We start from the raw sequence: 14,204 nt of genomic DNA on the forward strand, positions 1-14,204 counted from the left end.
GTGGACACTTCTCGGCCTCATTCGGGTCGGGACGGGATCGAATACCCATCCTATGGCGGGCAGTCTTGGAAAGGGCTGGTGGCAGGGGCCCTGCGGGCGGCCGCGGATAACGAACCGGTACCGGTTCAGCCCGCGGCCTCGCAGCGGGCGAACGACGACGTGTCGCCGCCCTCGCCGACGGTCTCGACGACCTCGCGGGCCTCGTCGAGCGTCGCCACGGCGAACACCTCGAGTCCGTCGGGCACGTTCCCGACCACCTCGTCGCAGTTGGACTCCGGCGCGAGGAACCAGTCGGCTCCGTTCTCGACGGCACCCCACAGCTTCTGGCGGATGCTGCCGATGGCACCGACCGCGCCGTCGGAGTCGATCGTGCCGGTGCCCGCCACGATCTCGCCGCCGGTCATCGCGCCCGGCGTGAGCTTGTCGACGATGCCGAGTGCGAACATCATGCCCGCGCTCGGACCTCCGACGTCGTCGAGTCGGATCTCGACGTCGATCGGGAACTCGTAGCGCATCCGCACCCCGATGCCGAGGACCGTCTGCCCGCCGCGCTCGACGGGAGTGACCTCGAGCGCGATCGTCTCGCCGTCGCGCACGACGTCGAGCAGTGCGGGCGTCTCGGTGCCGTGCTCGGCGACCGCGGAGCGGAGCTCGTCGACCGAGGCGACGGGCCGGCCGTCGACGGCGGCGATCACGTCGCCGTCCTCGAGGATCCCCTCGGCGGGCAGGTCGTCGCCGACGCCCTGCACGACGACCTCCCGCGGGAAGTCGTAGCCGAGCTCGACGAGCGCCGCCGCGATGGCGTCCTGCTGCGAGTCGACCATCTGCGCCTCGTTCTGCGCGACGCGGTCCTCCTCGCTGAGCTGCGGGGGGAACACCGCCTCGACGGGGACGACCGCGCGGCGGGGATCGAACCACGCCACCGTGACATCCAGCCAGCCCGGGGTCCGTCCCGGCCGCCCGACGGCCGACGACGTGAGCAGGTCGAGCGATCCCTCAGTCGGGAAGGTCTCCTCGTCGGGGATGGAGATGAGCGGGATCTCCTCGCCGTCGGACTCGACGCTGCCGAGCGTGTCGAAGACCGGTCCCGGCTGCTGGATCACGTAGGGGGACGGCAGCAGCGCGATGAGCAGCCCGAGCACGACGGCGACGGCGATCGCCGCCCAGCCGATCCGCTCGCGCCGGCTCGGGCGCACGGGGCCGACGGGCGCGTCGCGATCGCCCGACACCGCGGCATCCGTCCCCGCTCCGAACAGCACCATGCCCCGACTTCCTTCCCGGGCGCCGCGGAACCGCCCTGCGCCGGCTGGAGCGGCGCTGTTCGCGACGGGCGGACACCCGGGACGTCAGCCTAGGCCAATTCCCGGGGAGGAAGCCCGGGCGCGGCGGTAGCGTTGGAGGTCGAGCGAGGGAGGTGGCCCCCGTGGCCGAACGCGACGACCAGCCCGACCGCAACCCGGAGGACGAGTTCCGCGACATGCTGCGCGAACTGCTGTCCGGGTCCGGCGGCATCGACCCGTCGAAGCTCGCGAACGCCGCGGGCCTGCCGAGCGACCCGGCGAGCCTCGCGGCGATCTTCAGCCAGCTCCAGCAGGCCATGCAGCGGTCCGACGACGAGGGCATCGACTGGTCGCTCGCGCTCCGCCAGGCCGAGCAGCGCGCGTCCTCCGACCAGCGGCAGGTCGACCCGGCCGACGCCGAGCGGCTCGACCGTGCTGCGCAGGTCGCCGCCCTGTGGCTCGACGAGGTGGTCGCAGTCTCCGCGCTCCCCTCCCCGCCCGAACTGCTCACCCGCCGCGCGTGGGCGGCCGCGACGCTGCCGATCTGGTCGCAGCTCGCCGAGCCGGTCGCGCTCAGCATCGCCGACTCGCTGACCCGGGTCATGTCCGAGCAGGCTCCGGAAGAGATGCGCGAGATGGTGCAGGGCGCGAGCCGCATGATGCGCGGCATCGGCGGCGCGATGTTCGCGATGCAGCTCGGCCAGGTCGTGGGGCAGCTGTCGACCGAGGTCGTCTCGGGCGGCGACGTCGGCATCCCGCTCATGGAGGACGGCCGCGCCGCGCTGCTGCCGCAGAACGTCGCCGAGTTCGGCTCCGGCCTCGACATCCCCGACGACCAGGTCGAGCTCTACCTCGCGGTGCGCGAGCTCGCGCACGCTCGGCTGTTCCGGCACGCCCGCTGGCTGCGGTTGCACCTCATCACGGCCATCACCGCGTTCGCACGCGGGATCGACGTCGACGTCGAGCGGCTCGAGGCCCTCGCCGAGGGCTTCGATCCGTCCAACACCGACGAGCTGCGCGATGCCGTCGCCAACGGCGCCCTGCTGCGCCCGAAGAGCCCCGAGCAGGAGGCCGCGCTCGAGCGCCTCGAGACCATGCTGGCGCTCGTCGAGGGCTGGGTCGACGTGGTGACGGCGGACGCCACGGAGCGACTGCCGAAGTCCGACGCCGTCGCCGAGACCATCCGTCGCCGGCGGGCGACCGGCGGCCCGGCCGAGTCGGCCCTCGCGACGCTCGTCGGACTCGAGCTGCGCCCGCGCCGGCTCCGCGACGCCGCGGCGATGTGGAGGGCCGTGACCGACGCCGTGGGCATCGCCGCGCGCGACGCCCTGTGGGCGCACCCCGACCTCCTGCCCACGGCAGCCGACCTCGACGATCCGGCACCACTCGCCGCGCGTCTCGCCGCGGGCGGGCAGGCCGCGGGCGAGGCCGACGCCGAGTTCGACGAGGCGCTCGAGGCGCTGCTGCGCGGCGAGGCCGCGCCCGGCGCCGACGAGCCCGAGCCGGGCGACGATCGGGACGCCTCCGGCTGACCCGCCGAGCGGCCCTGTGGACGGCCGCCGACCCCGTCACCCCGCGTCGGGCATGCTTCCGGCATGACGCCCCGACTCGACCCCGCTCTCCCCCTGGTCTGGCGCTCCCCCGACCAGCTGCAGCTCGGCGGGGTGCACCCGGTCGCGGTGCTCGTCGACCCGCGTCCGTTCGAGACCGGCCTGCTCACCGCCCTCGCCGCCGGCGCGAGCCGCGAGACGCTGTCGGCCATCGGCACGGCACTCGACGGCCGCCCGGACGAGATCGCCGACCTGCTCGAGCGTCTCGCGCCCACGCTGCTCCCCGAGGCGCCATCCACGGTCACGGAGCCCGCGGCGACGATCGCGCTCGACGGCGACGCCGACCACGTCGCCGCGCTCGCATGGCTGCTGTCCCGACTCGGCCACCGCGCCGTCCACGCCGCCGGCGCACCCGCCGGCGCCGTCGACGCGGTCGTGCTCATCGCCTCGCGCGTCGTGCCGCCCGCGGCGCACCTGCCCTGGCTCGCCGCCGACGTGCCGCACCTCGCAGTCGTGCTCGACGAGCGCGGCGCGGAGGTCGGCCCGTTCGTGCGACCCGGTGCCGGGCCGTGCCTGCGGTGCCTGCACCTGGCCCGGCGCGACGCGGATCCCGCGTGGCCGGCGGTCGCGGCGCAACTCGCGGTCGCCGCCCCGCCGCCGCGCGCACCGCGCGTGGAGCACGAGGCGCTCGCGCTCGCGGCATCCGTCGTCGACGACCTCGCGCGCGAGGGCCGCACACGGCTCGACGGCGCGGCGGTGCTCGTCAGCGACGAGACGGCACGCGACCCGCGGCGCGCTCCTCGGCCGGTCGTGCCGCACCCGGAGTGCGGATGTCGAGCTCCCGGAGGAAGCGCGACGGTTCGCGCTCGCCCCGATGCGCGCCGGAGCGCGCCGACCAGCTCAGCGTCAGCCGACGCCGTGCCCGCGTGATCCCGACGTACAGCAGACGGCGCTCCTCGTCGATCGCCTCGAGCCCCGTCGCGTAGGCGATCGGCAGCATGCCCTCGGTGAGGCCCACGAGGTGCACCTCGTCCCACTCCAGGCCCTTCGCCGAGTGCAGGGTGGCGAGCGTGACCGCCGCGATCGCGGGCTCGTTCTGCGCCTCGGCACGCGCCGACAGGTCGTCCGCGAAGGCGCGAAGCGTGGTGCCGGCCGGCACGTCGTCGACGAGGCGGGCGAGCGCGTTCAGCGACTCCCACCGCGACCGCACGGCGCCCGGGCCGTCCGGCGGCTCCACCGACCAACCCAGCGACCGCAGCGCGTCGCTGACCGTCTTGAACAACGGCTCGCCGGTCGCTGCGAGCGCCTGCGCGCGGATCGCGTGCACGGCCTGCTTGACCTCCGGCTGGTCGAAGAACCGCTGCGCGCCGCGCACGCGCGTCGACACGCCCACCTCGGCGAGCGACTGCTCGAGCAGCGCCGACTGCGAGTTCACGCGCATCAGCACCGCGATCGACTCCGCCGGGATCCCGGCGTCGATGCGCTCGCGGATGCGGGTCGCGGTGCCGCGCGCCTCGGTGAGCTCGTCGGGGTAGGCGACGATCGCGGGGGGTGCGCCGTGCGGCACCGCCCGCTGCGACGTGGCCGCGGCCCGCGTCGCGGCCGTCCCGCCGATCGCAGGATCCCCCGCATCGGGTGCCGCAGCCGTGAGCCGCAGCGCACCCGGTCGCCCGCGGACGAGCCGGTTCGCGACCTCGATGATCTCGGGCGTGGAACGGTAGTTGCGTTCGAGCCGCACGACCGTCGCATCCGGATACCGCCGCTCGAAGCCGAGCAGGTACTCGGCCGAGGCGCCCGCGAAGGAGTAGATCGTCTGGCTCGCGTCGCCGACCACGCACACGTCGCGCCGGTCGCCGAGCCAGAGGTCGAGCAGGTGCTGCTGCGCAGGCGAGACGTCCTGGTACTCGTCGACCACGAAGTGCCGGTACCCCTCGCGCACCTGCATCGCCACGGCCGGCTCGGTCTCGATCATGCCGGCCGTCGCGAGCAGCACGTCCTCGAAGTCCATCGAACGTCGCTCGTCCTTCAGCTGCTCGTACGCGGCGACGAGCTCGAGGAACTGGTCGGCGTCGAGCGAGCCGGGCGCACCCCGCGATGCGAGCCGCGCACGGTACTCGTCCATGCCGAGCACGCTCACCTTGCGCCACTCGATCTCCGCGGCCACGTCGCGCAGCGTGGCCGTGTCGACCCGGAGCCGGCACCGCTCGGCGGCGAGCCCCAGCAGGCGGCCCTTGTACTCGAGCACGCGCGGCGCCGGGCCCCCTGCGACGATCGGCCAGAAGTGGTTGAGCTGCGCGAGCGCGGCCGCGTGGAACGTGCGCGCCGGCACGCCGCCGGCTCCGAGCGCGCGCAGCCTGGTGCGCAGCTCGGCGGCCGCGCGGCTGGTGAAGGTGAGCGCCATGACCCGGGCAGGGTCGTAGGCGCCGGATGCCACGCCGTAGGCGATCCGGTGCGTGATCGCCCGGGTCTTCCCGGTGCCGGCGCCCGCGAGCACGCACACCGGGCCGACGAGCGCCTCTGCCGCGACGCGCTGCTCGTCGTCGAGTGCGGCGAGGAGCGGATCGCCGACCGTCATGACGTCGACCAGGGCAGCGACGACTCGAGCGGCCCGCCGTACCAGTGCTCGAGCATCCACCGGGCGATCGACGTCTCTCCGGGCAGTGCGACGCTGCCGAGCGCGCCGCGCAGCTCGGCGCGGTCGAACCAGCGCAGCTCGACGATCTCCTCGCCATCGGGCACCGGGGCGACCGGCGCACCGTCGACGACGCGCGCACGGAACGCCAGCATGAGGCTCGCGGGGAACGGCCACGGCTGCGATCCGAGGTACTCCACGCGGTCGACGGCGAGCCCCGTCTCCTCGGCGATCTCGCGCACGACGGCCGCCTCGAGCGACTCCCCCGGCTCGACGAAGCCCGCGAGCACCGAGAAGCGGTCCTGCTCCCACATCGCGTTCGAGCCGAGCAGCACCCGGTCGTCGTCGTCGGTCACGAGCACGATCACCGCCGGGTCCGTGCGCGGGAACCGCATGCGGTCCTCGCTGAGGCAGCGACGCGCCCACCCGGCGCTCACGACCTCGGTCGCGCTGCCGCACGCCGGGCAGAACGCGTGCGTGGCGTGCCAGTTGGCCAGCGCGACCGCCTCCATCGCGAGGCCGGCGTCACGATCGTCCAGCACGGTCGCCACCGCCCGGAGCCCGCGCCACCGATCGGCGTCGCCGGCGAGGGCCTCGACGTCGGCGTCGCCGAGCACCCACGCCTCGAGGGGGCTGCCGGCGGGCAGCGTCGCCCCCGCGGCATCCGTCGACGCATCGAGCGTGCGGCCCAGGTACATGCGAAGCGACGGCCCCGGCAACGTCGACGGATGCCGCAGCTCGAGCGCCGTCGAGCCGTCGGCCACGAGCACCCGACCGTCCCGGACGACCATCACGCGCGCGTCGACGTCGTCGTCGAAGGCCGCCTCGCGGCCCGGGTCGGTGCGGTGCTCGGCATCGCGGTCGAGGTGCTCCCGTGCCAGCGGAGGCGCCGCGACGGCCAGCGGCGCCTCGACCGGACGGGGTGCTGCGGCGTCAGGGAGGGGCTGCGCGCGCGACTCGGGTTCGGGCACGGTCACCTCTCGCTTTCGGCCGGAGTCGTCGGGAAGGCGTGGCGGTCGCCGGGCAGGCGGGAACACCTGCTTAGGCTGTGTGCCATGGCCAGACCCCCACTCACTCTAGCCGCGTTGGCCACGGCCGCGGTGGCCGGACTCGAGGTGCGGGCGGCCCGGGCGCACACCCGCGGGACGTCGGGGTCGTTCGATGCCGTCGAGCTCCATTCGACCGACGGCAGAAGGCTGCTGATCCGCGTGCCGCGGTCGCAGACGGCCGAGGCCGAGCAGTCCGCCGACCTCGTGGGGATGCGAGCCCTCTCCGCCGGCATCCGCTCGCGCCTGCCGTTCGCCGTGCCCGAGTTCGTGGGCCAGGCGCCGATCGGACCGACACGTGCGATCGTCACCGAGTTCATCCCCGGCGACGTGCGGTCGGCCGACCAGCTCACCGCGGGCCCGGCCCTCGCGGGCGAGGTCGGGCGAGCCATCGCGGCCGTCCACGCGCTGCCCGCCGCGTTCATCGGCGACGCCGGCCTGCCGCGGCGCAGCGCCGAGCAGGCGCGCGAGGCGGCGGTCGAGGTCATCGACCGGGCGGCCGACACCGGGCGACTCCCTGCGGCGCTCGTTCGCCGGTGGGAGGAGGCCACGGACGACGACACGCTCTGGCGGTTCGCGCCGACCGTGGTGAACGGGCAGCTCGGTGCCGACTCCTTCCTCGTGGACGGCGACCGGGTGACGGGAGTGATCGGCTGGTCGGGACTCGCGCAGGACGACCCCGCGCGCGACCTCCACTGGGTGCTGACGGCGACGGGCGCCGCCGCGGAGGAGACCCTCGCCGCGTACGTGGCAGCCCGCGCGGGCGACGCCGACGCCGAACTCGCCCGGCGCGCCCTGCTGTACGGCGAGCTCGAACTCGCGCGTTGGCTGCTGCACGGTGTCGAGACGCACGACGCCGCGGTCATCGACGACGCCGTCGGCCTGCTCGACGGGCTCGTGGCGCGCGTGCACGACCACTCGTCCGAGCCGCTCACGACCGAGACGGGTCCGGTGATGGCCGTGACCGACGTCGAGCGCATGCTCGAGACCACGCCGCGCGATGCCGCGGCGCGCGAGCCCGGCTCGGGCATGCTCACGGACAGCTACGACGTCGAGGAGTTCCGTCGCCATCTCGAGAGTCCGGGCGACGTCCGGGCCGGCAACCGGGAGTCGGACCGCAACGAGGCGCGGCCTCCGTTGGACGAGACCGCGCCCATTCCGCTCGACCTCAGCGACTGGGGAGATGCGGCTCCCGCTGCGGAGCCCACCGGAACCGCCGAGCGGGACGGACCTGCCGGTCAGGCATCGGCGACCGCCGACCGGACCTCCCGCGGAACCACGTCCGGCACCGACTCGACCGGCGACGCACCATCGCCGCGCGAGGACACGGACGCCCAGGCGCGCCGCAACGCCTCCTCGTCGTAGAGCACGTCGGGTCGCAGCACGAGGTCGTCCTCGACGTAGTAGAAGACGGCGTCGATCTGCTCGGCGGGCACGCCCGACCAGCGCGAGTACGCGAGCCGGTAGAGCGCGAGCTGGGTCTGCCGCAGTTCGAGTTCGCGGGCGTCGCGCGGCGCGGCACCGGTCTTCCAGTCGACCACCTGGTGCCGGATGCCGCGTGCGCCGAGCTCCGACCCCGGTTCGACCTCGTACACGGCGTCGAGCTTGCACACGAAGACGTGACCATCGAGTGGCAGGTGCAGCTCGAGCTCGACCGCCTCGGGTCGGCGGTCGCCCCACTCGGAGGCGGCGAAGGTCTCGCGGAGGTCGGCGAGCCGCGCCTCGGTGGGGTCTGCGACCTCGTCGTCGGAGGGGTCGAAATCGAGGTCGACGTCGAGCGTGTCGAGGTCGTCACCCCGCTCGGCGGCGGCCGCGACGCCGTCGCCGAGCGCGCGCTGCTCGACCCACGAGTGGAAGAGCGTGCCGATCCGCGTCGCCCGGTACGGACGCTGCGGCATCGGGCGCGCGAGCTCGGCGGTGACCGCGGCGCGGTCGTCGACGTAGTCCTTGAAGCGGGAGGCCGGCACGCGCACGGGAACCGCACCGCCGCGGCGCGGCTCCGAGCGGCGGCGGCGCTCCTCCAGCAGCATCCGCAGCTCATCCGCCAGCTGGGGCCCGATGCCGGCACCCGACGGCCGTGCGGCCGCCTCGCGGACCAGCTCGGCGGCGCGTTCGACCGACGCGCGTCGCCCGCCGAGCGGGTCGAGGGGCCAGAGCACGCGGGATGCCTCGGCCGCGCGCGGGTTCTCGTCGTGCTCGGGCGCCCCCGGAAGCGCCGCGGCGTCGATCGCGCCGAACTGCGCCAGCTCGCGCAGGAACACGCTGGGCGACCTCGGGGACTTCTGCGACGCCCACCACGACCCGGACAGCAGCAGCTCGGACCGAGCCCTCGTCACGCCGACGTAGGCCAGCCGTCGCTCCTCCTCGGCGTGCCGCTCACGGTTCTCGGCCGCATATGCCCGCACCGCCTCGTCGAACTCGGCCTGGCTCTGCACGCCGCGCCACATGAGTTCGGGGATCTCGTCGCGGTCGCCCCGGAACTCGTCGGGCAGGGCCCCGAAGGTGAGCCATCCCTTGGCGCTGCGCGCCTTGGAGGGCAGCTCGTCGTCGACCATCCTCGGGATCGCGACCACGTCCCACTCGAGTCCCTTCGACCCGTGGATCGACAGCACCTGCACGGCGCCGGGCTCGGGCTCGTCCTGGCGCGGGCTCAGCCGGTCGCGCTGCTCGGCCTCGGTCAGCCATCCGAGGAACGCGCCCAGCGTCGCGTGCTCGGCGGTGTCGACGAAGCCCGACACGAGGTCGTCGAACGCCTCGAGGCTCGCCGAGCCGAGGGGCTGCGAGGGGTTGGCAGCGACCTCGACGTCGAGCAGGAGCTCCTGCTGCACCAGCGTCACGAAGTCGACGAGCCCGAGGCCCGCTCGGCGGCGGAGGGCCTGCAGCTGCGCACCCGCGCGCCGCATCCTGCCGAGGCCCTCGGGCGTGATCGACGACAGGGCCCGATGGTCGTCGGGGGCGGTGAGGACGAAGTCGAGCGCGTCGACGATGGAGGGAGACTCGTCGGGCGCGATCGAGCCGCGGATGCCCTGTCGAACGTCGTCGGCGAGCCGGCGCGTCGCGAGATCGCGCTCGGCGAGCCACCGTGCGAGCGAGCCGAGTGCGGCCAGATCTGCACTGCCGATGCGCCACCGTGCGCCGCCGAGCAGACGGAGCAGCTCGGATCCCGCGGTCGGATCGTGCACCACGCGCAGCGCGCAGACGAGGTCGGCGATGACCGGCTGGTCGAGCAGTCCGGCGACTCCGAGCACGTGCACGGGCACGCCACGGGCGCGAAGCGCGGTGGCGAAGAGGTCGACGTGGGCGAACGTGCGGCAGAGCAGCGCCGCGGTCCTGCCGCCCGGCCTGATCCGGTCGGCGAGCCACTCGGCCACGTCCTCGGCCTCGTCGTCGATGGTCTCGGACCATGACACGTCGACGCGGCCGGCCCCGGCGAAGGGCGACGGGCGCAGGGGCGCCTTCGGGATGCCGCCGTCGAGCGGGGCGATGAGCGCATTGGCCGCGTCGAGGACGACGACCGGGTTGCGCCAGCTCGTCGAGAGGTCGTAGGCGTCGGCTGCGCCGTCGGACGCGAAGTCGCGGCCGAAGCGGGCGAGGTTCGCCGCGCTCGCCCCGCGCCAGCCGTAGATCGACTGGTCGGGGTCGCCGACCGCCATCACCGGGTGGTCGCGGAAGAGCGTCGCGAGCAGTCGGGTCTGCACCACGCTCGTGTCCTGGTACTCGTCGAGGAGGACCGACGCGTACCGCTCGCGGTGCTCGACGACCACGTCGGGGTGGGACGTGCAGATCTCGAGCGCGAGCGCCACCTGGTCGGAGAACTCGATGTAGCCGCGTTCGCGCTTGGCGCCGGCGTAGGCGTCGGCGAGGTCGAGCAGGGGCGGCAGCGCATCGACGACGCCCAGCGCAGAGACGAAGCTGTCGAAAGGGGTCCGCTTGCGCGGCGCCTCGATCGGCAGGTCGGACATGGCGAGGAAGTCCCGCGCGAACGCCCGGACGTCGCGGCTGTCGGCCACGTTCTCGGCGAGGGCGCGGCTCAGCGTGAGCACCGCCCCCGTCACCCGATCGAGGGACGCGTCGATCTCGACCAGGCGCGGGTCGGCGGACGCGGCGACGATGCTCCTCGCGAGCTGCCACGCCGCGGCCTCGCCGAGGACCGCGGCGTCGGGCTCCCGCCCGATGCGCAGCGCGTGCTCCCGGTAGATCGCCCCGGCGAACGCGTTGTACGTGCCGACCGCCGCCGACTCGAGCGGGTCGATCCGCACCTCGGCCAGCCCCTCGCCGACGAGTTGGTCGATCCGCTCGCGGATGCGCTCGGCGAGCTCGCCGGCGGCCTTGCGCGTGAACGTGAGTCCGAGCACCTCGGGGACGTCGGCGTGCCCGTTGGCCAGGAGCCACACGACCCGGTTCGCCATGGTCTCGGTCTTGCCGCTGCCGGCGCCCGCCACGACGATGCTCCGGCCCCGCGGGTCGGCCTCGATCACGGCGCGCTGCTCCGGCGTCGGCTGGTGCAGTCCGAGACGCAGGGCGATCTCATCGGCACCCAGGCGGACGGCGCTCATGCGCACACCGCCGGAACGAGGTGGACGCGGTACTGCCAGTCGCCGAACCGCGACCCGTGGGCGAACTCGACGGGCGACTCGAACGACGAGGCGGCCATGAGCCTCGCGACCTCGTCGAGCCGGCGCCGGAATGCCGATTCCGCGTCGTCGTCGAACGGCTGCTGCGCACGCTCGGTGTAGAGCCGCCCTCCGACCGGGCGGGCGACGTAGACGAGCTTCGCACCGCCCAGCCGCCCCGCGTTCGGCAGGACACCGGCGCGAGCGGCGAGCTGGTAGGCCGCGAGTTGCGGGTGGTCCGCCGTCTTCGCTGCGGTCGGCGGCGTGCGACCGGTCTTGATGTCGACGATGACGGTCGTGCCGTCGGGTGACGACTCGACGCGATCGATGCTGCCGGTGATTCGCACGCGCCCGCTCACCAACGTGAACCGGCCCTCCGCGCCGAGGACCACCACCCCGTCGTCGTCGGCGTTTCGCAGGTAGTCCGCCGCACCCTCGGTCATCCGACGCGCGCCGCGCCGCTCGCGCTCGGCCACCCACCCGGCCTCGAAGTGCAGATCGCGCCATCTGCGCTCCACCGAGGCCCACAGCGACTCGACGTCGAGGTCGCCGCCCGCTGCCGCCTCTTCGACCACCGCGTGCACGATCGTGCCGATGGACGCGGCGAGTCCGGACGGCGGTGCGGCGACGTGGTCGACGAACCAGCCGAGCGGGGATTCCTCGACGCGATCGATCTGCGACGGTGACACCGGCACGAGCGCGTCGGGATCGCCGTCGAGGTCGACCAGGGGGGCCACCGTCGACGGCTCGGCGAGCCCGTACCAGTCGTCGGGATGCGCACCCGGCACGCCGTGCTCGGCGAGCAGGGCGATCGCGGCGGCGGCCTCGCGGTCGCCGCCCGCGGCGTCGCGCCGCAGGGCGCCCACCATGCCGCGGAGATGAAGCGGGCGGCGCCGCCTCGGCGCACGAAGGTCGGCCGCGAGACCCATGAGCACCGACGGCTGCTCGTCGTCGTTCGCGGTGCATGAGAGCACCACCTGGCGGCGCGCCCGGGACACGGCGAGCGCGAACAGTCGCAGCTCGTCGGCGCGCACCGCCGCCCGCACGGCCGCGGGCGGGTCGGGCTCGGGCACCGGCGCGCCGGCTCGGACGGCTGCGGCAGCAGGACCGAGCGCCCCGGCGTGCAGCAGCGTGCCACGCGGACGGAGGTTCGGCCAGACGCCGTCCTGCAGGCCGGCGACGACGACCACGTCGAACTCGCGGCCGATGAGCGCCGGCGGCGTGGCGAGCACGACCGCGTCGTCACCGCGTTCGGGTGCGAGGGAGTCCTCGGGCAGTGCGTTCTGGAGGAGTTCGTCGACGAACCGGCGGGCGGGTGCGCCCGGCTCCCGCTCGACGAAGCGGCGCGCCGCGGCGAACAGCGCGACGACGCCGTCGATCGAGCGGTCGGCCTCGTCGGCGAGCACGCCCGACCCGTCGGCCTGCGCCGCCCACTCGCCCTCGAGTCCGCTGTCGTGCCAGAGGAGCCACAGCAGTTCCTCGACGGTGGCGCCTCGGGCTGCGGTGCGGCGTGCCGCGTCGAGCAGTCTCGCGAGGCGTGCGGCGCGCCGACCGGAGGGCGCGTCGATCGTGGCGAACCCGCCCGCGGCGCCGAGCGCCTCGACGAGCAGCTCGTCGGCGCTCCGGACGCCCCCGCCCGCGAGTTCCTCGTGGCGCAGCGCGAGCCGGAGCCGCCGCAGCCCGACGCGGTCGAGGCGGCCGAGCGGCCCGGTGAGCAGTGCGGTGGCCGACTCGGGCGTGAGCGGGGCGATCCCGAGCACGCAGGCGACCGCGGCGATCAGCGGCGCCGCACCGGGTGCGTCGCGCAGCGCCGATCGGGCGTGCCGGCCGGACACCGGCACGTCGGATCCGGCGAGCGCCCGCGCGAAGCCCGGGAGCTCGGCGCCCGAACGCAGCACCACCGCCATGGACGACCAGGGGATGCCGTCGAGCAGGTGCCGCTCGCGCAGCAGCGCGGCGACCTGCGCCCCCTCCGCGGCGGACGAGGAGCCCTCGATGCCGACGACCGGGTCGAGCGGGTCGCTCGTCGGTGCGGCCTCCCCGCCGGGGGACGCGAGGGGCGCGCCGCGCTGGCTCCCGCCGAGAGCCGCACCGACGTGCGCGGTGACCGCTCCGAGGAGCTCGCGGTGCTCCGGCCTGCCGCGGTGCACCTCGGGGAGCACCACGCGACGTACGCCGGCGGCGCCGAGCACGGACCCGAGCGAGCCCAGCAGGTCGGCCCGGCCACCGCGGAACCCGTTGCTCGCGACGTCGGGGTCGCCGAGTGCGACGATCCGGACGCCGCGCCCGGCGAATGCCGCGAGCAGCGCGGCGGTGGCCTCCGTCGACTCCTGCGCGTCGTCGACCACGATGAGCCTGAGCGCCGCGAGGTCGCCGAGCGCGGCGGCGTCGGCCGGGTCGACGAGGCTGCGGCGCACCACCGCGGCGGCGTACGCACCGAGCTCGGCCGAGTCGAACTGGGTCGGGCGCAACTGCTCCTTGACGTCGACGTACTCGGCGAGGAACCGCGCCGCCGCGCGCCACTCCGGGCGACCGGCGCGCTCGCCGAGCCGATCGAGCCCCGCCGGGTCGAGGCCCTGCTCGACCGCGCGCATGAGCAGGTCGCGCAACTCGGAACGGAAGCCCCGCAGCGCCCGCACCTCGGCCGACAATCCGTCGGGCCACTCGGGGCCGCCGCCGTCGAGCGCCTGCGCCTCGAGCAGCTCGCCGATCACCTGGTCGTGCTCCGCCCCTGTCAGCAGCGTCACCCGGCGGCCGCTGCGCGCCCGCACCAGGTCGTACGCAAGGGCGCTCGCCGTGCGCGCGAGGGCGCCCCGGGTGGGGACGCCGAGGCGGATCGCCAGCGCGTCGCGCAGCGTCGCCGCAGTGCGCCGGGTCGCCGCGAGCACGAGCACCTCGGACGGCCTCATGCCGAGGGCGACGTGCTCGGCGACGAGCTCGACGGCGAGCGTCGTCTTGCCGCTGCCGGGGGCGCCGAACACCGCCGCATGCCCGGGCCCGACGAGGTCGATCGCGGAGGCTGCGGGGGCGGCGACGGGCTGCATGCGGCCAACGGTATCCGTGTCCGCCGACAGTGAAACGGT

Annotated in this window: 6 protein-coding genes and 1 pseudogene; 2 read left to right on the top strand and 5 right to left on the bottom strand. The window is 74.9% G+C overall.

Annotated features, from left to right (window positions below):
- Positions 1-125: 125 nt before the first annotated feature.
- The gene (locus ACULK4_RS11820) at positions 126-1,262 is read right to left on the bottom strand and encodes a YlbL family protein (protein WP_445964610.1); all 1,137 of its coding nucleotides are present in this window, start codon (positions 1,260-1,262) and stop codon (positions 126-128) included.
- A 215-nt stretch (positions 1,263-1,477) separates the two neighbouring features.
- Between ACULK4_RS11820 and ACULK4_RS11825 the strand changes: the two genes are divergently transcribed.
- Positions 1,478-2,812: a zinc-dependent metalloprotease gene (locus tag ACULK4_RS11825; RefSeq protein WP_445964718.1), complete on the top strand. Its 1,335-nt coding sequence runs from the start codon at positions 1,478-1,480 to the stop codon at positions 2,810-2,812.
- Positions 2,813-3,593: 781 nt separating this feature from the next.
- On the opposite strand, the gene ACULK4_RS11830 is transcribed toward ACULK4_RS11825, so the two are convergent.
- Both ACULK4_RS11830 and nudC read right to left on the bottom strand, forming a co-directional pair.
- On the bottom strand, positions 3,594-5,405 hold the full coding sequence (locus ACULK4_RS11830) for an ATP-dependent helicase (protein ID WP_445964719.1): 1,812 nt from the start codon (positions 5,403-5,405) through the stop codon (positions 3,594-3,596).
- Complete coding sequence (nudC, locus tag ACULK4_RS11835) at positions 5,402-6,433, bottom strand: NAD(+) diphosphatase (protein ID WP_445964611.1); 1,032 nt, start codon at positions 6,431-6,433, stop codon at positions 5,402-5,404. The genes ACULK4_RS11830 and nudC overlap by 4 nt, the downstream gene beginning before the upstream one ends.
- An 84-nt stretch (positions 6,434-6,517) precedes the next feature.
- Here nudC and ACULK4_RS11840 point away from each other — a divergent pair.
- Positions 6,518-7,231 (top strand): annotated as a pseudogene (locus ACULK4_RS11840) (phosphotransferase); the annotation flags it as partial.
- A gap of 515 nt (positions 7,232-7,746) precedes the next feature.
- On the opposite strand, the gene ACULK4_RS11845 reads toward ACULK4_RS11840, so the two are convergent.
- On the bottom strand, positions 7,747-11,064 hold the full coding sequence (locus ACULK4_RS11845) for an ATP-dependent helicase (protein ID WP_445964612.1): 3,318 nt from the start codon (positions 11,062-11,064) through the stop codon (positions 7,747-7,749).
- A complete protein-coding gene (locus ACULK4_RS11850) occupies positions 11,061-14,165 on the bottom strand; it encodes a PD-(D/E)XK nuclease family protein (protein ID WP_445964613.1) in 3,105 nt (1,034 codons plus the stop codon). Before ACULK4_RS11850 ends, ACULK4_RS11845 begins: the two co-directional genes overlap by 4 nt.
- Positions 14,166-14,204 lie beyond the last annotated feature (39 nt).

The organism is Agromyces selenitireducens, from assembly GCF_052748465.2.